Below are 19,641 nucleotides of genomic sequence, written 5' to 3'. Positions count from 1 at the left end.
TGGATTGGCTTAGTTGTGATGCGCGCCGCATGGTGGGCGGCGCGTCGGTGAGTCAACTTCGGTCAGACAACTGCAACTGCTTTCGGATCACGCGTGCGGCGCATGCGCGGCGGCGAACCACGCGTCGACCGCGGCCGTCACGGCGTCGAGCGTGCCCGGCGCGACGTGCAGGCCGAGCTTCGAGCGGCGCCACAGCACGTCCTGCGCGCAGGTCGCCCATTCGGCGTCGCGCAGGTAGCGCAGTTCGGCGTCATAGATGCCCGGCGCGATTTCGGTGCCGAGATCGGCGAGCGACTTCGCGTCGTCGACCACGCGTTCCGCACGCGTGCCGTAGGCGCGCGCATAACGACGGGCGAGTGCGGCCGGCAGCCACGGATGACGTTTCGCGAACGTGTCGGCGAACACGTCGAACTTCGCGTTCGCGATGTCGCCGCCCGGCAGCACGACGCCGGCCGTCCAGGTTTTCGCGTCGCGGCCGAGCGCGCGGCACAGCATGTCGCCGGCTTCTTCCGCGAGCTTGCGGAACGTCGTGATCTTGCCGCCGAACACCGACAGCAGCGGCGCGCCCGCGCCGTCGTCCAGCTCGAGGCGGTAGTCGCGCGTGACGGCCGATGCATTCGCCGCGTTCTCGTCTTCCAGCAGCGGGCGTACGCCCGAATAGGTCCAGTGCACGTCGGCCGGCGATATCTTGCGCTTGAAGTAGCGGTTGATCGAATCGCACAGGTACTGCGTCTCGTCGCGATCGATCGCGACCTTCGCGGGATCGTTCGTGTACTCGACGTCGGTCGTGCCGATCAGCGTGAAGTCGTGTTCGTACGGAATCGCGAAGATGATCCGCTTGTCCGGGTTCTGGAAGATGTACGCGTGATCGTGATCGAACAGGCGGCGCGTGATGATGTGGCTGCCCTTCACGAGCCGCACGCTGTGCTGCGCGCCGCGGCCGAGCGCGCCGTGCAGCACGTCGCCGACCCACGGGCCGGCCGCGTTCGCGATCGCGCGAGCATGCACGACGCGGATCGAACCGTCGGCGTGCTGCAGCCGCGCTTCCCATTCGTCGCCGCGGCGTTCGGCGGATACCAGCTTCGTGCGCGTCAGGATCTCGGCGCCGCGCTCCTTCGCATCCATCGCGTTCAGCACGACGAGGCGTGCGTCGTCGACCCAGCCGTCCGAATACACGAAACCGCGCTTGATCGAGTCGATCAGCGGTGCGCCGGCCGAATGGCGGCGCATGTCGATGCCGCGCGAGCCGGGCAGCAGTTCGCGTTTCGCGAGGTGATCGTAGAGGAACAGGCCGATGCGGATCAGCCAGGCCGGACGCAGGTTCGGCATGTGCGGCATCACGAAGCGCAGCGGCCACATGATGTGCGGCGCCGCGCGCAGCAGCGTCTCGCGCTCCTGCAGCGCCTTGCGCACGAGCCCGAACTCGTTGTACTCGAGATAGCGCAGGCCGCCGTGAATCAGCTTCGTGCTGGACGACGACGTGTGCGACGCGAGATCGTCCTGCTCGCAGAGCATGACCGACAGGCCGCGGCCGGCCGCATCGCGCGCGATCCCCGCGCCGTTGATGCCGCCGCCGACGACGAGCAGATCGTAGCGATTCGGTTGGGTCACCTGCTGTCCTTATCGTCTGATGGAAATGGGCGAACACGAAATGTTCGAATTCGAAATTTAACGAACGAAATCGAAAAAGTAAAGTTCGGAAAAGCGGGGCCAGTAGCGCGCGGCGCGATCCCGGACGATACTGGCGCAATCGACCGTTTCGCGAGGTGAATCATGCGTATTGGGATGTGGGCCGGCGTGTGCGCCGTCCTTCTGGCGGGGTGCAGCACCGGCACGCCGCCGCTTGCCGGCAACTGGCGGGCGCCGTCGTTCGCCGACCTGCAGACGTCGTGCGGCGGCACCGCGCGCGACTGGGGCGCGGACGCGCAGCCGGTCTACTCGACGCTGTACGACGCGTACGTGGCGAAACGGTATCGCGGGCTGACCGAAGCGAACTATTGTGCGTTCGTAAACGAACTTTCGACGCACTATGCGGCGCCCGACGCGGCGGCGCGCGCCGGCTGGATCGCGTATTTCAACGGTGCGCGCGCGCAGGCCATCAGCTGGCGGGCGGCGGTCGATCCGACGCTGCGCGGCGGCTGAAGCCGGCTGCGGCCGGGTGAGGCGAACCGGCGGGGAAGCGGAAACGACCGTGCGGCCGAAAATTCGGCCGCACGGTCAGGTCAGGAACAGCGGGGTTTCACGAATAGCGGTACTTGATCGATCGCAGCGCAGCGTCGCCGGTCTCGGTCACGCAGTATTTGCGCCCCGAGCCGAGTCCTTCCAGGCGGACGAGCTGCTGTTCGAGCAGTGTGTCCAGTTCATCCCGATCCATGTCGCGCTGATCAGGCGCGTCCTTTACAAGCAATAGCGTGGCGAATTCATGCGGACTCAGCATCGTTCTCTCCATGGCAACCGGTCTGCCCGCGCGGCCGGCGCAAACGCCGACGCACGATACCCCGCGGGGTATGGCTTGGGGGGAAAGCTGTATTCGCCGGCCCTGAAGTTCGCTCACGCCCTGGCACAGGCGGATCGGGCGAACGAGCCGGGGAACTGGAGTCTAGTCGAGCGCGCGGGCAACGACAAATCGTGCCCCGTTAATTTTCCGTTTGACAGGAGAATGCGCCGCAAGCGGTCCGCTCGCGGCGCCAACTTCTTGATTTCACTTGAAGTTTCGGGTGCGGTGCAGCATCGCCGGCGCCTGCGCAAGCGTCATTCCGCGACGTACACCTGGGTGCCGGCGGCGGCCACGGTATCGGCCATCTCGGGCGGCAGCGGCTTGTCGGTAAAAAGCGCGTGCACCTGGCTCAGGTGGCCCTGGCGCACCAAAGCCGGGCGGCCGACCTTCGAATGGTCGGTCACGAGGTAGACCGTGCGCGCATGCTGCATGATCGCCTCGGCGACGCGCACCTCGCGCGTGTCGAAGTCGCGCAGCGTGCCGTCGGCCTCGATCGCCGACGTGCCGATGATCGCGTAGTCGACCTTGAACTGGCGGATGAAGTCGATCGCGAGTTCGCCGACGATGCCCTTGTCCCACGGCCGCACGATGCCGCCCGTGATCAGCACCTCGCAGTCGGGGTAGCCGCTCATCATCGACGCGACGTTCAGGTTGTTCGTGATCACGTGCAGCCCGTGGTGGCGGTTCAGCGCGCGCGCGACTTCCTCGGTCGTCGTGCCGAGGTTGATGAACAGCGACGCCTGGTCGGGGATGTGTGATGCCGCGAGCGCCGCGATGCGCCGCTTCTCGTCGTGGAACATCCGCTGGCGCGCCGTGTACGACACGTTCTCCGAGCTGGTCGGCAGGCTCGCGCCGCCGTGGTAGCGGCGCAGCAGGTTCAGGTCGGCGAGCCAGTTCACGTCGCGGCGGATCGTCTGCGGCGTCACCGCGAAGTGCGCGGCGAGATCGTCGACGGTCACGAAGCCGTCGCGCTGCACCCATTCGAGCAGTTCCTGCTGGCGCGCGTTGAGGGTGAGGCGGGGATCTCGGGTCATGGCTCGATGGTCGTGTCGTGAGACGGAGCGGGTATTGTAAGGGCGGCAACGCCGTTCGGCCGGCCTGGCCGGCCCGGTCGCGTGAAATTCATGTGGAAATTGCATGGATTCATGTGACAAATGAATTTGTGCGATTGCGCTGATCGCGCTGCAATGGCGGACTGCCCGCGCATGCGGGCACGCGTTCGGCGCGTTCATTCAGCTTTCGACGAGGTGGCACCGATGACTGGCTTCAACTGGCACAACCCGTATCCGACGACCCGCATCCCGGTATTCGCGCGCAACGTCGTGTCGACGTCGCATCCGCTCGCCGCGCAGGCCGGGCTGCGGATGCTGTGGAAAGGCGGCAACGCGGTCGACGCGGCGCTGGCCGCCGCGGCCGCGATTACCGTCGTCGAGCCCGTGTCCTGTGGGCTCGGCGGCGACGCGTTCGCGCTCGTATGGGACGGCGAGCGGCTGTCCGGGCTCAACGCATCGGGCGTCGCACCGGCCGCGTGGAACGTCGACTATTTCCGCAAGCGCCACGGCGAGGATGCGTACGGCATCGCGAACAAGCCGATGCGCGGCTGGGATGCCGTCACCGTGCCGGGCGTGATCGCGGGCTGGGAGGCGCTGCACGCGAAGTTCGGCTCGCTGCCGTTCGCGGACCTGCTCGAGCCGGCGATCGAGATCGCGGAGCGCGGTTATGCGGTGCCGCCGATCGTCGCGCACAAGTGGGCGGCGGCGGTGCCCGCGCTGCAGGGCCTGCCGGGCTTCGCGGAGACCTTCATGCCGCGCGGTCGTGCGCCGCTCGTCGGCGAGCGCGTGTGCCTGCCGGGCCATGCGCAGACGCTGCGCACGCTCGCGAAGGACGGCGCCCGTGCATTCTACGAAGGCGCGCTCGCCGAGCGCATCGCCGCGTTCGCCCGCGAAGGCGGCGGCGCGCTGACCGAAGCCGACCTGCGCGCATACCGGCCGGAATGGGTCGAGCCGATCGGCAAGCGCTTCGGCCGTCACACGATTCACGAGATCCCGCCGAACGGGCAGGGCATCGCCGCGCTGATCGCGCTCGGGATCGCCGAGCATGCGGGCCTGACCGATTGGCCGCTCGATTCGGTCGATTCGCAGCACCTGCAGATCGAGGCGATGAAGCTCGCATTCGCGGACGTCTATCGTTACGTCGCCGATCCGCGCGCGATGGAAGTCACACCCGAGCAGATGCTCGACGATGCGTATCTCGCCGAACGCGCGAAGCAGATCGATCCCGCGCGGGCGACGCACTTCGGCGCCGGCCGGCCGCATTCAGGCGGCACGATCTACCTGTCGGCGGCCGACGAGCGCGGGATGATGGTGAGCTTCATCCAGTCGAACTACATGGGCTTCGGCTCGGGGCTCGTGGTGCCGGGCACCGGCATTGCGCTGCAGAATCGCGGGTACGGCTTCTCGATGGATCCGGCTTCGCCGAACGTCGTCGCGGGCGGCAAGCGGCCGTTCCACACGATCATCCCGGCGTTCGTGACCGAGCAGGTCGACGGCCGCACCGAGGCCGTGATGAGCTTCGGCGTGATGGGCGGCGACATGCAGCCGCAAGGCCATCTGCAGACCATCGTGCGGATGCTGGGCCATGGGCAGCAGCCGCAGGCCGCATGCGATGCGCCGCGCTGGAAGGTCAACCGCGACTTCACGCTCGACGTCGAGGCGACGATGAATCGCGCGACGGTCGACGCGCTGGCGGCGCGCGGCCATACGATCAAGTCGATCGACGATCCTTACATGGATTTCGGTTCGGGGCAGTTCATCTGGCGTCTCGATCGCGACGATCGCGAGCGCGGCTACGTGGCCGCGAGCGACAGCCGGCGCGACGGTCTGGCGGCCGGCTTCTGACGGTTCGCGTCAATTTCATGCGCTCGACGGGCGGCCGAACGGCCGCCCGTTTCGTTTGATGCGGCCGTACTACCGAACGGCTGCAAGCAGTTCGAAGGACTCGTCTAACGAACGGCAACAGACGCCGTGGAACTGCGCCTGTCCGGTATGGTCAGTGCTCTGGAGCACGAACGTCAAAGTCCGGCTAAGATGCCAGGATGGTTCGGCCGGACCAAATTCACTAGAAACGCAAGTAATACGCCGCCTGCGGGATGGTCGGCGCCTGTGCCGAAGGCATGGGCCGGCCCCCGCGCGACGACTGGGAGCGCACCACCATGGACACTAAAACGACGCATGTCATGCCGTGGCGAATCGAGGACATCGACCTGACCCGGATCGATCGTCAGCGTGCCGCCGCGAACGAGGATCTGCTGCTGCTGCTGTGCGCGTCGTCGTTCATCGAAAGCGGCTCGGATCTCTACACGAGCAATCTGAGCGAATTCTTCAACGACGATCCTGAAGTATCCGAGTGGCTCAACAATGCATGGGAGCACGAAGAATTGCAGCACGGCCGCGCGCTGAAGGCGTACATCGCGCACGTGTGGCCCGAGTTCGACTGGGATACCGCGTTCGCGAATTTCTTCGCCGAGTATTCGAAGACCTGCAAGGTCGAGGCATTCGAGAAGACCCGCGCGCTCGAGATGGTCGCGCGCTGCGTCGTCGAGACGGGCACGGCCACGCTCTATCGTGCGATCAACGAATGCTCGGACGAACCCGTGCTGAAGGAAATCACCGACAACATCCGCACGGACGAAGTGCGTCACTACAAGCACTTCTTCAAATTCTTCAAGAAGTACAACAAGCTCGAAGGCAATGGCCGGCTCGCGGTGCTCGGCGCGCTGGCGCGCCGCGTGATGGAAATCAAGAACGAGGATTCCGAGATCGCGCTGCGCCACGTGTTCGCGGTTCGTTATCCTGATCGCGTCGGCGACAGCCAGTACAACCGCGAGCGCGCCGCGCGCATCAGTACGCTCGTGCGGCGCAACCTGTCGGCCGACATGTGCGTGAAGATGCTGCTCAAGCCGCTCGACCTGCCCGCGAGGATCCAGCCGGGCGTCCACTATCCGCTCACGAAGATCACGCGGCACGTATTCCTGCGCTGAGCGCCGCTGCGCGGCCGGTCGAGCGTATGCTTGCCGCATCGTCTCCGATCTGCACCAGGGCCACGCCACCATGACCGATACCCATCGCCACGCGCTCGAACAATGGACGTTCGACGCGTGGCCGCCGGCTGTCGTATCGCTGTTCGACGGCACCGCGCTCGAGCGTCATGCCGATATCGCCGCATCGCTGATCGTCGCGACCGACGACGGCCAGTTGCGCACGACGCTGCTCGGCGTCGGCGAGATCTATGCGCACGATGCGCGCACGCTGCTGCTGGCGCTATGGCCGCAATCGCGTGCGGCGCGCGCGCTCGCGCAACGGCGCGCGGCCGCGTTGACGCTCGTCGCGGACGGCGCATTCTTTCAGGCGCAATTGAGGATCGAGCCGCTCGAAGGCGACTTCGGGGGACTGGCCGGATTCGCTGCGACGATCGCGCACGGCGATGCGCAGCGGGTCGGTTATGCGCGTCTCGCGACAGGCGTCACGTTCACGCTGGAAGGGGAGCGCGCCGCGGTGCTCGCGCGCTGGCAACGCCAGCTCGAGCACCTGCGGCGCGCGGCCGCGCGGCTTCAGTGACCGCGCTGGCCGCTGCGCGACGAACGGTTGCGGTTCGGGTGCGCGGCGTTGCCGCTCGCGGGGCGCGCGCTGTTGCCGCCGCCCGCCGGGCGTGCGCCGCTGCCGCCGGCGCCGCCTTGCGTGCGCGGCTTCGCGGCCTTCTGCTGCGATGCCTTCGGTTGCGCGTTGCCGTCGCGCTTCGCGGCCGGCTGGCCTGAGCCGCCTGCGCGCGGCTGGCGGTTGCCGCCGCCGCCACCGCCGCGAGGTTGCTGCTGCCCGCGGCGCTGCTGGATCGGCTCCGGCTTCGCATTCGGATCGGGTTCGAAGCCCGCGATCACTTCCTGCGGAATCTCGCGCTTGATCAGCCGCTCGATGTCGCGCAGCAGCTGCTTCTCGTCGACGCACACGAGCGACACGGCTTCGCCGGTCGCGCCCGCGCGGCCCGTGCGGCCGATCCGGTGCACGTAATCCTCGGGCACGTTCGGCAGGTCGAAGTTGACGACGTGCGGCAACTGGTCGATGTCGATCCCGCGCGCGGCGATATCGGTCGCGACGAGCACCTGCAGCGTGCTGTTCTTGAATTCGGCAAGCGCGCGCGTGCGGGCCGACTGGCTCTTGTTGCCGTGGATCGCCATCGCGCTGATGCCGTCCTTCGTCAACTGTTCGGCGAGCCGGTTCGCGCCGTGCTTGGTGCGCGTGAACACGAGCACCTGGAACCAGTTGTGTTCGCGGATCAGGTGCGTGAGCAGCTCGCGCTTGCGGTCGCGGTCGACCGGGTGGATCTTCTGCGCGATGCTCTCGGCGGTCGTGTTGCGGCGTGCGACCTCGATCAGCGCGGGCGAGTCGAGCAGGCTGTCGGCGAGCGCCTTGATCTCGTCGGAGAAGGTCGCCGAGAACAGCAGGTTCTGGCGCTGCGGCGGCAGCTTCGCGAGCACGCGCTTGATGTCGTGGATGAAGCCCATGTCGAGCATCCGGTCGGCTTCGTCGAGCACGAGGATGTCGAGATCCGACAGGTCGATGGTCTTCTGCTGCATGTGGTCGAGCAGGCGCCCCGGCGTCGCGACGACGATGTCGACACCGCGCTTGAGTGCATCGATCTGCGGATTGATGCTGACGCCGCCGAACATCACGGTCGAGCGCAGCTTCAGGTACTTGCTGTAGGCACGGACGCTTTCCTCGACCTGTGCGGCGAGTTCGCGCGTCGGCGTGAGGATCAGCGCGCGCACCGCGCGCTTCGCGCCGCGATGTTCGGCGTAGAACGTGTGCAGGCGCTGCAGGATCGGCAGCGTGAAGCCGGCGGTCTTGCCGGTGCCTGTTTGTGCGCCGGCAAGCAGGTCGCCGCCGCCGAGCACGGCGGGGATCGCCTGCTGCTGGATCGGAGTCGGCGACGTGTAGCCGAGCTCGTTGACCGCCTTGACAAGCGGTTCGGCCAGGCCGAGAGATTCGAAAGACATAGATACCACTCTTGAGTTTTATGATCGGCGACACCTCGCGCGGCCCGCGCGGGGACTGGCGTCGCAAAAAGCAAAGGGGCGCGGCTGCGGTTTCCCGCAGCCGCGCCCCGTTTGCGTCACGCGTTATTTAGTCAAGCGGCGCGGAACGCAGGTCGCTCACCTGCTGCGGCGAGATCGGCGTACCGTTGTTGCCCCACGACATCCGGATATACGTTACAACGGCTGCGACTTCCTGGTTCGACAGCGACTGCGCGAACGGCGGCATGCCGTACGGACGCGGATTCTTGAACGTGCTCGGCGGATAGCCACCATTCAGCACCATGCGGATCGGGTTGACCGCCGATTCCATCATGATCGAGTGGTTGCCCGCGAGCGGCGGATATGCCGGCGGCTTGCCCGCGCCGGTTTCGGCGTGGCAGGTCGCGCAGTTGTCGGCGTAGATCTTCTTGCCCTGATCGAACAGCGCATTGCCGAACTGCTTCGACGGCTCGTACTGCATGTTCTTCGGCGCTTCAGCCTTCTGCGGGATCGACTTCAGGTACGTCGACATCGCGCGCGTATCTTCGTCGGTCATGTACTGCAGGCTGTTGTGGACCACGTCCGCCATCGGGCCGAACACCGCGCCCTTCTGCGACACGCCGGCCTGCAGCAGGTCGGACAGCTCCTGCACGTGCCAGTCGCCGAGGCCGAGTTCCTTGTCGTTCGTCAGCGACGGCGCATACCAGTTCTGCAGCGGGATCAGGCCGCCTGCGAACGCCGACGAGCTCACCGGGCCGCCCATCATGTTGATCGACGTGTGGCACATCGAGCAGTGGCCGAGGCCTTCGACGAGGTAGGCGCCGCGGTTCCATTCGACCGACTTCGTCGGATCCGGCTTGTATTCGCCTTCCTTGAAGAACAGCGTGCGCCAGCCGATCAGCAGGTTGCGGTTGTTGAACGGGAACTTCAGTTCGTGCGGACGGCTCGGCACCGACACCGGCGGGACCGAACGCAGGTACGCGTAGATCGCGTCCGAATCCGAGCGCGTGACCTTCGTGTAGCTCGCGAACGGGAAGCCCGGGTAGAGCAGGCTGCCGTCCTTCGAGCGACCCGTGTGCATCGCGCGGTAGAAGTCGTCCGACGTCCACTTGCCGATGCCATCCTTGTCGTCCGGCGTGATGTTCGGCGTGTACATCGTGCCGAACGGCGTCGCCATCGGCAGGCCGCCCGCGAACGACTTGCCGCCGCGCACGGTGTGGCACGCGATACAGTCGCCGACGCGCGCGAGGTATTCGCCCTTCTTGATCAGCGCGGCCTGGTCGGCCGGCGTGGCCGCGACGGCGGCAGCGCCGTGCAGCGTGTCGTTGCCCGGCCACAGGACCGGCACGAGGGCGGCAGCCGCGACGATCGCGACAGCCGAGAGTGCAAACAGGGACTTGCGTTTCATTGTGTCTGTCTCCCTTGCCTTATTGCGGTTCGCTGCCGCAGGCGAGCGGAGTCTTCATCGAACGCGCCGGTGCCGGCACGGGGTTGGCGGGCGCCGGTTGCGCGGCGAGCCACGCGGTCACGGCCGTCACGTCTTCGTCGGAAAGCTTTGCTGCGATGTCGTGCATGCAATCCGGTGCCTTCGCGTGGCGGTTGCCCGAGCGCCATGCGCCGAGCTGTGCGCTCAGGTAATCGGCGTGCAGGCCGACGAGGCCCGGGATCGCCGGCTGCATGCCGGTCAGCCCTGCGCCGTGGCAGGCCACGCAGGCCGGCAGCTTGCGGGACGGGTCGCCCTGCGTGACGAGCTGCTTGCCGCGTGCGAGCGTCGCGGCCGGCAGCGTCGGCTTTGCCGGCGTCGGGTACGGCGGACGCTCGGCCGAGAAGTGCTCGGCGATTTCGCGCAGGTAATCGTCGTTCAGGTACGTCAGCAGATAGTTCATCGGCGGGTACTTGCGCCGGCCGTCACGGAAGTTGACGAGCTGGTTGTACAGGTACTCGGCCGGCTTGCCGGCAAGACGCGGGAAGTAGTCGTTGTCCGTGCCCTGGCCGTGGACGCCGTGGCATGCGGTACAGCCGCGCACGCGCTCGGCCATCGTATCGGGTGCCTTGAGCGGCGCCTGCTGGGCGTGCGCTTGCTCCGTGGGCTTGGTCTGCGCTTGGGCAGCGCTCATAAGGCCCGCTCCGCCGATCAACAGAACGGCGAGCAGCGGACGGAAGAGGCGTCTTGAAGACACACGAGACTCCATGATTATTCGTCGGGGACCTTGTCCGGGCTACGATCGGCTCGGCGCATGGACGGCAGGACAGCCGGGCTGCTGCGACGCGGCATTCTATCATCGATGGGTAATGACGGCTATTTGGCAAAAGGACAGCGGTTCCTGTCTGTTTACGACTTGCGACAATTTGACGCGTATTGCGCGGCGGCGAAGTGAACCGGCGTGCGCTTTCACCATCGAAGACCGTACACTCGCGGGTCGCGCGGCGCCGCCTCCGCCGCAGGTCCAGTCATTTCTCCCGTTTCCGGATTCATCAATGACGTTTTATACCGTGCCGTTGCCTCGTTCCCGCTGTCTGTCCCGTTGCCGCCGCGCCGCCGGCCGGCCGTTTCCGGGAGGGTGCGCGCAATGAAGTTCGACAGCTTGTGGATCGGGCAGGTCGCGCTCGCGGCGCTGATGGACGCCGCGTTCGCGATGGCGGTCGGCTCGGCGCTGCTCAAGGCGTGGCTCGGCAAGGACGGCGCGCGGCCGGTCATCTCGCCTTCGCATCCCGCGTGGTTGCGCGCACAACATTCGCTGGTCGCGGCGGCGCTGGCGCTCGTGCTCGCGGATCTCGGCTGGCTGGTCTACGAGGCCGCGACGATGAGCGGCGCGGGGCTCGGCGGCGCGTTCGCCGCGATTCCCGTCGTGCTGATGCAAACGCACGCGGGCTTCGCATGGAGCGTCGCGTTCGCCGGCGCGGTGGTGCTCGCGATCGTCGCGCTGGCGAAGCCGGAGGGCCCGGGCGCGCACGCGGTGCTGTGGCTCGCGGTGATCGTGGTCGCGGCCGGCAAGGCATCGCTCGGCCATGCGGCCGATCCGGGCGCGCTGTCCGCGGCGGTCGGCGTGCAGACGCTGCACCTGCTCGCGACGGCCGTGTGGGGCGGCCTCGTGCTCGCGGGCGGGCTCGCGGTGCTGCCGGCGCTCGGTTCGTCGGTCGCACGCGGCGCGCTGATCCGCATCGGCCAGCACCTGTCGCGTACGTCGATCATCGCGGTCGTATTCCTGCTCGGGACGGGCGTGCTCAATGCGCTGCGCGGGCTCGGCGGCTCGCTCGCGCCGCTCGACGGCAGCACGTGGGGGCGCGTGTTGCTGCTGAAGCTGCTGCTCGTCGCACTCGCGCTCGTGCTCGGCGGCCTGAATCGCTTCTCGGCGCTGCCGCGGCTGCGCCGCACCGCGTCGACCGAGGATGCGCACACGTTCCGCAACATCCTGCATCTCGAAGGGATGACGATGATCGGCGTGTTCGTCGCGGCCGCCGTGCTGTCGTTCAGCGTGCCGGGGTTCGCGGCGCTCGGTTGACGGCAGGTTCCTCGCGGCGCGACGCAAGGCCGCCGGCGCGTGCCCGGCACGTGCAGCTCGTCGCGCCGCTCACGTAAAAACGGCCGCCTGTCTGAGCTGACCCCGTAAAGTTGGACGGGTAAATTAGGCCGCCAAGGGCTGAGTTCTGTACTGCACGGGACTCAGCCCTTTTAGCTTGAGCTTGATGCGGTCGTGATTGTAATAGCGGATGTAGTCGGCAATGGCGCGACGCAATTGCTGGACGTCTGCGAAGTGTGTCAACCGGAAGCACTCGGATTTGAGTGTGCCGAAGAAGCTTTCCATCGCGGCATTATCCAAGCAGTTGCCCTTGCGTGACATGCTCTGCGGCATGCCTCGCTCAGCAAGCTGTTCGCAGTATTCTCGCATTTGATAAGCCCAGCCTTGATCCGAATGCAGCATCGGTGCCTCATCAGGTGCCAGCCGCTTGAATGCCTTGTCCAGCATGGCTTTGATCATGGCGAAGTCAGGGCGCTCGCTCATTTGCCAGGCAATGATCTCGCCGTTGTACAAATCCAGAACCGGCGACAGATATAGCTTCTTGCCGCCGACATTGAATTCGGTCACATCCGTCACCCACTTCTCGTTGGGCCTATTGGCTTCGAATTGGCGGTTGAGTAGATTCGGCGCTATGCGCCCACGCTCTCCCGATAGGACCGATATTTCTTGGGCCGAACGAGCGACTTCAGACGCAGCACTGACATCAGTCGCTGCACCGTCTTGCGGTTGACCCAAGTGCCCGCTCGACGCAATGCAAGCGTGATCCGGCGATAGCCGTAACGCCCTTATGCTGGGCGAAGACATCGGCGATCTTCGCCTTGAGCTCGGCGTGACGATCTCCCGCCTTGGTCGCTGCCACTTGGTAATAGAACGTACTACGAGCCAGGCCTGAAACCTTGAGCAAGACGCTTAACGAATGATGCTCACGCAAGGCGTTCACGATTTGCGCGGTTTCTTTGGCTTTGCTTGCTCCTTGGCTCGGAGCAGTTCGTCCAACTTTTAGGTACGCCACCTCCGCGCGCAGATACTCATTCTCTTTAAGAAGGTCTTCGCGTGAGCGCTCGTCTGCGGGCACGGCAGTAGGCTGGGCAGGCTGTTTGGGCTTTGACATCTTGGGTGGCCGGCCTTTGCGGCGCGGCATGAGAGCTTCGAAACCACCCTCATGATACTGGCGCTCCCAGCGACTCACGCAGTTGGCTTCGCGCAAATCGAATACCGCGCATGTGCGCTGGTATGACAGCTCATGGCGCCACATGTGTTGCAGCACCGACATCTTGAAGTCAGTGCTATACGTCTCGTGCTTCTTGCGCAGCCCTGCTTTGCCATGTACCCGGAAAGCGCTCACCCAACGCCGCAGTGTTGAATACCCAACTCCGTACTTCCGGCCGAGCGACTCGCAACTGCCTTCGCCGCTCAGATATGCCTTGACCAATTGTTGCTTGAACGACGGGTCATACTTCGTCATGAAAAAACCCCCAAGGGTTGGAGTGATGTCCAACTCTTGGGGGTCAATTCAGTCGGGTGGCCGCTTCGAAGTCGATGCGTATCGCGCGATACGCAGCGTGCTCACCACTCGGCGACGCTGCCGTCCGCGTGGCGCCACACCGGGTTGCGCCAGCGGTGGCCCGTCTTGGCCATCTCGCGCACCTTTTCCTCGTTGACGTCGATGCCGAGCCCCGGGCCCTGCGGGATCGCGACGAAGCCGTCCTCGTAGCGGAACACCTCGGGGTTGCGCAGGTAGTCGAGCAGGTCGTTGCCCTGGTTGTAGTGGATGCCGAGGCTTTGTTCCTGGATGAACGCGTTGTAGCTGACCGCATCGAGCTGCAGGCACGCGGCGAGCGCGATCGGGCCGAGCGGGCAGTGCAGTGCGAGCGCGACGTCGTAGCTTTCCGCGAGCGTCGCGATCTTGCGGCACTCGGTGATGCCGCCCGCGTGCGACGCGTCGGGCTGGATGATGTCCACGTAGCCGCCCGCGAGGATGTGCTTGAAGTCCCAGCGCGAGTACAGCCGTTCGCCGAGCGCGATCGGCGTGTTGGTCTGGTTGACGATGTCGCGCAGCGCCTCGGCGTTCTCCGACAGCACGGGTTCCTCGATGAACATCAGCTTGTACGGGTCGAGCTCCTTCGCGAGCACCTTCGCCATCGGCTTGTGCACGCGGCCGTGGAAGTCGACGCCGATCCCGACGTGCGGGCCGACCGCGTCGCGCACGGCCGCGACGTTCGCGATCACCTGCTCGACCTTGTCGTAGGTGTCGACGATCTGCAGCTCCTCGGAGCCGTTCATCTTCACGGCCTTGAAGCCGCGCTCGACGACTGCGCGCGCATTGTTCGCGACGTCGCTCGGCCGGTCGCCGCCGATCCACGAATACACCTTGATGCGGTCGCGCACCTGGCCGCCCAGCAGCGCGTGCACCGGCACGCCGTGATGCTTGCCCTTGATGTCCCACAGCGCCTGGTCGACGCCCGCGATCGCGCTCATCATGATCGGGCCGCCGCGGTAGAAGCCCGCGCGGTACATCACCTGCCAGTGATCCTCGATCAGCAGCGGGTCGCGGCCGACGAGGTAGTCGGCCAGTTCCTGCACCGCGGCCTCGACCGTGTGCGCGCGGCCTTCGACGACCGGCTCGCCCCAGCCGACGATGCCTTCGTCGGTTTCGATCTTGAGGAACAGCCAGCGCGGCGGGACGACGAAAGTTTCGAGGCGGGTGATTTTCACGATACGAGTCTCCATGGTTGGCCGGCGCGGGCGCTCGGGCGCGGCGCACGGTCGCGTGCTTTCGCGATTATCCTAGCGTAGCCGGATAAAAAATAGTATTAATAGCATTATTGTGCAGATAGTGGGCAGCCTGCACGCCGGCCCAACGGAGAACGATCATTCAACACGACCTGCATGGACAGACGGCTTTCCGGCTTGCGACGGCGATCCTGCGCGGCGACTATCCGCCCGAATCGCTGCTGCCGAGGGAGCCCGACCTGATGGAGCTGTACGGCGTGAGCCGCACGGTGATGCGCGAGGCGCTGCGCACGCTGACGTCGAAGGGGCTGGTCGAATCGCGGCCGAAGGTCGGCACGCGCGTGCGGCCGCGCCATGCGTGGAACCTGCTCGACGCCGACCTGCTCGACTGGTACGCGCGCGTCGCGCCGCCGCTCGCGTTCGCGCTGAAGCTGCAGGAGATGCGCGAGATGATCGAGCCGTACGCGGCCGCGCTCGCCGCGCGCGCGCATACGCCGGAAGCCTTCGACGCGATCGACGACGCGGCGCGCGCGATGGCCGATGCACGCAACGTAGACGAATGGGTGCGCGCCGACCTGCGCTTTCACCTGAGCGTGCTCGCGGCGGGCGGCAACGAGTTGCTGGTGCCGCTCGGCGCGCTGATCGATCGCACGCTCGAGGCACAACTGCGTCTGAATGCGCGCCGCGCGGACGTGTACAACGCATCGCTTGCCGAGCACACGGCCGTCAGCGACGCGATCCGCGTGCGCGACGAGGACGGCGCGCGCCGCGCGATGGCGGCGCTGCTCGCGGTGACACGCGCGCGGATCGAGATGTCGTGACGGGGCGGGGCGGCGCCTTCAGGCGGCGTTTGCGCAGCCGCCCGGCTTGTGGATGCGCTCCGTCGACGCAGGATACTTCGCGAGCAGGCTTGCCGGACGCCGCGGGCGCACGACCAGGTCGCCGCCGCAGTTCGGGCAGCGGCCTTTCAGCGCGTCGTCGGCGCAGGTCGCACAGAACGTGCACTCAAACGTGCAGATGCGCGCATCTGCCGAATCGGGCGGCAGGTCCTTGTCGCAGCATTCGCAGCCGGGGCGCAGTTCGAGCATGATGGTTTTCCTTGGTTGGGGAGGGTCAGGACGGGCGCCGCCGGACATTGCGCGCGGCGCATGTGCGCGCTACTGTACCCGCTTGAATCGGCCTGGCCAACGGTGTCCCGTCCGGGCGCCGCCGACGCGCACGGGCCGCACCGGGAGACGACCATGCTTTATCGCGGAAGCTGTCACTGTGGCGACGTGAAGTTCGAAGTGGAAGGCGACCTGCAGGGCGTGATGGCGTGCAACTGCTCGATCTGCCAGCGCAAGGGCGCGCTGATGTGGTTCGTGCCGCGCGACCACATGAAGCTCCTCACGCCCGACGAGAATCTCGCGACCTACCTGTTCAACAAGCACGTGATCAGCCATCGCTTCTGCAAGCGCTGCGGCATGCATCCGTTCGCCGAGGGCGTTCATCCGAACGGCACTGCGATGGCCGCGATCAACGTGCGCTGCCTCGAGGATGTCGACCTCGACACGCTGCCCGTCACGCACTACGACGGCCGCTCGCACTGAGCGGCGTGCCATCGATTGAACATACGCGCGGCGGTCAGGACGGCCGCCCCGCGGCGGTGCTTGGCGCGGGCATTTCCGCCTGCGGCGCGGGGTCCGCGGCGTGCGTGCCGGTGGCGGCCGGACGTTCGATCAGCGGCGCGAGCGCCGGCGCCATCGACTTCAGCAACTGCACGGCCATTGCGCTCGTGAAGTCGTAGCGCGCCGCGTACGGTTCGTGCGCGGTTGCCGTCAGCACCCCGAAGAACCGGTCGCCGAGTACGAACACGAACGTGCCGCTGCGGTTCACCTTGCGCGACTCGATCAGCCGCGCGCCGCGCGCGTAGACGTTGAAGCGCTGGTCGCCGGTCCCCGTCTTGCCGTATACCTCGAGCGTCTTGCCGTCGGGCAGCGTGAAGCCGCCCGCGAGGCGGCGCGCGGTGCCGCTGAGCACGACGTCGCGCAGCAGCGTGTGCGCCACGTTGACGATTTCCGGCGACAGCATCGGCTGCGGCTGCGCGGCCGCGCGCACGAAGCGCGTCTCGTACGGCGTGCCCTTCGCGAAGTCGAGCCGCGTGATCGTCTCGGTCGGCGCTTTCTGGCCGCCGTTCGCGATCAGGCCGATCAGTTTCGCGAGCGCGTCGGGCTGGTCGCCCGATGCGCCGATCGCGGCCGCGTAGGACGGCGTGACTTCCGCGAACGGGTAGCCGAGCGCGCGCCACGACTTCGTGATCTCCGCGTACGCGCGCAGCTCGACCATGCGGCGGATGCGACGGTCCTGGGTCGCGTGGTAGCGCGTCTTGTACAGCCACGAATACGTGTAGAAACGCGCATCGCGGCTCTCGCGCTGGACCTCGCCGAGCGACGCGCTCGGGTGCGCGCGCAGGTAGTTGAGCGTCCACAGCGCGAGCGGGTGCACGCTCGCGATATAGCCGCGATCGTTGAGGTTGAAGCGGTCGATCGCGTATTTCGCGTAGAGCGCGGCGAGATCGTCGTCGGACAACGTCGCGGCCGGCGTGCCCTTCAGTTGCGCGCGCATCTGCGCATCGAACCACGCGAGCGATTCGTTCGGCGCGACGCTGCGCAGCACCGTCGCGATCTTCGGCGGCGACTTGCGCACGTCCTTCAGCATCAGCGCCAGCGCATCATCGGGTGCCTTGCCCGCATAGCGCGTGTAGTAGCGCTTCACGTAGACCTGGCTTTCGCCGTCGACGAACTGCTGCAGGTAATGCCGGCGCTGTTCGGGATCGCCGAGCCACGACGACGACGGGCCGGCCGCCTGCAGCGTCTCGTAGTGGACGATGTCGCGCATCAGCCGCACGAACACGAGGTTGACCGAATGCTCGAACGCGGTGTGCAGCGTCAGGATGCGGCCGTTGTCCGACTTCTCGAAGTTCGAGAACACCTGCGCGCCGCCGCCCGTGTAGAACACGTCGGGACTTGCCGAGTACTTGCGTTCGACGGCCGCGTCGAGCATCGCCTGCAGCGAGCGGTCGCGCGTATGCGACAGATAGTCGAGCGCCCAGCGCGACAGCCCGTCGACCGGGTCGGGTTTCACGCGCGCAAGCTGCGCGTTCGACAGGTTCGCATAGCGCGCGTGCAGGTCGGAGACGATCTGCAGGTACGTGATCAGCGTGCGCAGTTTCGCGGTCGAGCCGAGGTTGATGCGGCCGCCGCGATTCACGTCGAACGGCTCGTTCACGCTGTCGGTCTGCACGCGCAGCATGTTCGCGCCGTTGCGGCGTTCGTACAGCGTGAAGCTGTACGTGAGATGCGACGGGTCGTCCTTCGGCGCGAGCATCTCGTAGCCGTAGAGGCCGGCGGCCTGCGCGCCGTCGCGCGTCGATGCCTTCGCGAGCCGCTCGGCGACGGCCTGCTGCACGCCGTTGTCGAGCGTGCTGGTCGCCTCCAGGTCGAGCAGGTCGAGCTGGTACACGTCGCTGATGCCGAGGGCCGACAGCAGCGACGCGCGCGCGGACGTCACGGCCTTGCGCGACACGAACGACTGCACCAGCGCGGCGGCAGGCGGCGCACTGCGTTCGATCTGCGCGGACAGCGCGGCATCGCGCAATGCAGGCGAGATCACGCCGCCGTTCGACAGCAGCCGCAGGTAGCTGTCGGTCAGCCGCTGCAGCGCCGGATAGCCGCGGTTGAGGAAGTACGACGGCGCGCGCTGCGCGATGATCAGCGACAGCACCTCGCGGAACGTCTTGCCCTGTTCGTCGACGTTGTCGCCGGTCGTCGGCGCGGACAGGATCCGGTTCACTTCGTTGAAGTCGCGGCCGTACCAGGCGGCGAGACCGTCGCCGATGCCGGTGATTTCGCCGATATGCGGCCGCGCGGCGAGCGGCACCGAGTTCAGGTAGCGCACGACGATCGTGCGGCGCGCGAGCATCGTCTGAGGGCCGTTCAGATACGCGCGGATCGACGCCGACGCGATCTGCCGCAGCTTCTCGGGCGGCGTCGCGGTGCGGCCTTCGGGCGAATGGCGGAACTTCTCGATCTGGGTCGCGAGCGTGCTGCCGCCCGGGCGTGCCTGGTGACGGTTGACGACGTGCAGCGCCTGGTCGGCGAGCGCGCGGCTGAAGCGCCCCCAGTCGATCGCCGGGTTGCGGTTCGGTTCGTTCGCGTCGAGCAGGTAGCGATCCTCGATGAACAGCAGCGAATCGACGACCACGCGCGGCACCGTGTCGAAGTCGGCATAGACGCGCTGCGGGAACACGGTCGCGAACAGCGGCGCGCCGGTCGAATCGAACAGCATCAGGCCCGTCTGGTCCTTTTCTTCGTAAGGGAGGAACAATCCGCGCTCGCCGAGCGACAGCATCCGTTGCGAATCGCGCGCCTGCTTGCCGACGACGAAGCCGCGCGCGAGCAGCCGCTCCTGGAACGACGGAATCATCGCGTAGCCGAGGCGCTGGTCGTAGGGGCCGTTCGCGGGGAAGCGGATGTGATCGCTCGGGCCCGTTTCGACCGTGTAGCCGACATCGCGGGTGAGCTCGGACAGGTAGCGCGCCTGCAGCCGGGACGTTTCGATCTCGGTCTGCACGAGTCGCGCAACGATCGCGAGCGCGATCAGCAGCGCGGCCAGCAAAGACCATTTGACCCACGTCCAGACCGATGCGAGACCGGTCACGCGCGGCAGGATACGATTCAGCGGCCGATTCATGGCGGCGTCTCCCTGAAGGCGCGGGCTCCGGCCGCACCCCATTAAGGATTAGTGTAGTCCTCAACCGCGTGCTGCCAAGGCGGTTCACTACC

16 protein-coding genes and 1 pseudogene are annotated in these 19,641 nt (G+C 66.7%); 7 read left to right on the top strand and 10 right to left on the bottom strand.

Translation table 11 applies throughout. The features are described from left to right. Positions 1-87: 87 nt before the first annotated feature. Positions 88-1,611, bottom strand: coding sequence for a glycerol-3-phosphate dehydrogenase (glpD, locus tag MRS60_RS14290; protein WP_243564878.1), 1,524 nt, complete (start codon positions 1,609-1,611; stop codon positions 88-90). Between the two features lie 162 nt (positions 1,612-1,773). Here glpD and MRS60_RS14285 point away from each other — a divergent pair, with 162 nt between their 5' ends. Beyond that, positions 1,774-2,142, top strand: coding sequence for a hypothetical protein (locus tag MRS60_RS14285; RefSeq protein ID WP_243564877.1), 369 nt, complete (start codon positions 1,774-1,776; stop codon positions 2,140-2,142). 97 nt (positions 2,143-2,239) lie between these two features. On the opposite strand, the gene MRS60_RS14280 is transcribed toward MRS60_RS14285, so the two are convergent. Then, positions 2,240-2,437: a hypothetical protein gene (locus MRS60_RS14280; protein WP_034179421.1), complete on the bottom strand. Its 198-nt coding sequence runs from the start codon at positions 2,435-2,437 to the stop codon at positions 2,240-2,242. Positions 2,438-2,751: 314 nt separating this feature from the next. After that, positions 2,752-3,531 carry a DeoR/GlpR family DNA-binding transcription regulator gene (locus MRS60_RS14275; protein ID WP_006493999.1) on the bottom strand — a complete coding sequence of 260 codons (780 nt, stop codon included), beginning with the start codon at positions 3,529-3,531 and terminating at the stop codon, positions 2,752-2,754. 222 nt (positions 3,532-3,753) lie between these two features. On the opposite strand from MRS60_RS14275, the gene MRS60_RS14270 reads away from it, so the two are divergent. The 3 genes from MRS60_RS14270 to MRS60_RS14260 all read left to right on the top strand — a co-directional run bounded on the left by MRS60_RS14270 (position 3,754) and on the right by MRS60_RS14260 (position 7,113). Further along, positions 3,754-5,394 carry a gamma-glutamyltransferase family protein gene (locus MRS60_RS14270; protein ID WP_243564876.1) on the top strand — a complete coding sequence of 547 codons (1,641 nt, stop codon included), beginning with the start codon at positions 3,754-3,756 and terminating at the stop codon, positions 5,392-5,394. A gap of 314 nt (positions 5,395-5,708) precedes the next feature. Then, the gene (locus tag MRS60_RS14265) at positions 5,709-6,536 is read left to right on the top strand and encodes a ferritin-like domain-containing protein (RefSeq protein ID WP_105391424.1); all 828 of its coding nucleotides are present in this window, start codon (positions 5,709-5,711) and stop codon (positions 6,534-6,536) included. Between the two features lie 70 nt (positions 6,537-6,606). Then, a complete protein-coding gene (locus tag MRS60_RS14260; protein WP_034178953.1) occupies positions 6,607-7,113 on the top strand; it encodes a hypothetical protein in 507 nt (168 codons plus the stop codon). On the opposite strand, the gene MRS60_RS14255 is transcribed toward MRS60_RS14260, so the two are convergent. From MRS60_RS14255 to MRS60_RS14245, 3 genes are all read right to left on the bottom strand, one after another. Beyond that, on the bottom strand, positions 7,107-8,546 hold the full coding sequence (locus MRS60_RS14255) for a DEAD/DEAH box helicase (RefSeq protein ID WP_243564875.1): 1,440 nt from the start codon (positions 8,544-8,546) through the stop codon (positions 7,107-7,109). The genes MRS60_RS14260 and MRS60_RS14255 overlap by 7 nt on opposite strands. A 127-nt stretch (positions 8,547-8,673) precedes the next feature. Further along, positions 8,674-9,972 carry a c-type cytochrome gene (locus MRS60_RS14250; RefSeq protein WP_034178951.1) on the bottom strand — a complete coding sequence of 433 codons (1,299 nt, stop codon included), beginning with the start codon at positions 9,970-9,972 and terminating at the stop codon, positions 8,674-8,676. A gap of 19 nt (positions 9,973-9,991) precedes the next feature. Beyond that, the gene (locus tag MRS60_RS14245) at positions 9,992-10,756 is read right to left on the bottom strand and encodes a c-type cytochrome (protein ID WP_072443436.1); all 765 of its coding nucleotides are present in this window, start codon (positions 10,754-10,756) and stop codon (positions 9,992-9,994) included. Positions 10,757-11,134: 378 nt separating this feature from the next. Here MRS60_RS14245 and MRS60_RS14240 point away from each other — a divergent pair, with 378 nt between their 5' ends. After that, positions 11,135-12,067 carry a CopD family protein gene (locus tag MRS60_RS14240; RefSeq protein WP_034178949.1) on the top strand — a complete coding sequence of 311 codons (933 nt, stop codon included), beginning with the start codon at positions 11,135-11,137 and terminating at the stop codon, positions 12,065-12,067. Between the two features lie 123 nt (positions 12,068-12,190). On the opposite strand, the pseudogene MRS60_RS14235 reads toward MRS60_RS14240, so the two are convergent. Together MRS60_RS14235 and dgoD are read right to left on the bottom strand one after the other, a co-directional pair. Next, positions 12,191-13,550 (bottom strand): annotated as a pseudogene (locus MRS60_RS14235) (IS3 family transposase). A gap of 101 nt (positions 13,551-13,651) precedes the next feature. Further along, positions 13,652-14,800, bottom strand: coding sequence for a galactonate dehydratase (gene dgoD, locus MRS60_RS14230; protein ID WP_021160175.1), 1,149 nt, complete (start codon positions 14,798-14,800; stop codon positions 13,652-13,654). A gap of 155 nt (positions 14,801-14,955) precedes the next feature. On the opposite strand from dgoD, the gene MRS60_RS14225 reads away from it, so the two are divergent. Continuing rightward, positions 14,956-15,639: a FadR/GntR family transcriptional regulator gene (locus MRS60_RS14225; RefSeq protein ID WP_034178948.1), complete on the top strand. Its 684-nt coding sequence runs from the start codon at positions 14,956-14,958 to the stop codon at positions 15,637-15,639. Between the two features lie 18 nt (positions 15,640-15,657). Here MRS60_RS14225 and MRS60_RS14220 read toward each other — a convergent pair whose 3' ends face one another. Further along, positions 15,658-15,906 (bottom strand): DUF1272 domain-containing protein, encoded by a 249-nt coding sequence (locus tag MRS60_RS14220; RefSeq protein WP_243564874.1) that lies wholly within the window; start codon positions 15,904-15,906, stop codon positions 15,658-15,660. A gap of 153 nt (positions 15,907-16,059) precedes the next feature. On the opposite strand from MRS60_RS14220, the gene MRS60_RS14215 reads away from it, so the two are divergent. Continuing rightward, positions 16,060-16,407 carry a GFA family protein gene (locus MRS60_RS14215; protein WP_034179419.1) on the top strand — a complete coding sequence of 116 codons (348 nt, stop codon included), beginning with the start codon at positions 16,060-16,062 and terminating at the stop codon, positions 16,405-16,407. A gap of 34 nt (positions 16,408-16,441) precedes the next feature. Here MRS60_RS14215 and MRS60_RS14210 read toward each other — a convergent pair whose 3' ends face one another. Further along, complete coding sequence (locus MRS60_RS14210; RefSeq protein ID WP_243564873.1) at positions 16,442-19,549, bottom strand: transglycosylase domain-containing protein; 3,108 nt, start codon at positions 19,547-19,549, stop codon at positions 16,442-16,444. Positions 19,550-19,641 lie beyond the last annotated feature (92 nt).

This window comes from Burkholderia pyrrocinia, from assembly GCF_022809715.1.
Taxonomy (GTDB): Bacteria; Pseudomonadota; Gammaproteobacteria; order Burkholderiales; family Burkholderiaceae; genus Burkholderia; species Burkholderia pyrrocinia_C.
Note: the sequence above shows the minus strand (reverse complement) of the source record. Positions and strands in the feature narration are given on the sequence as shown.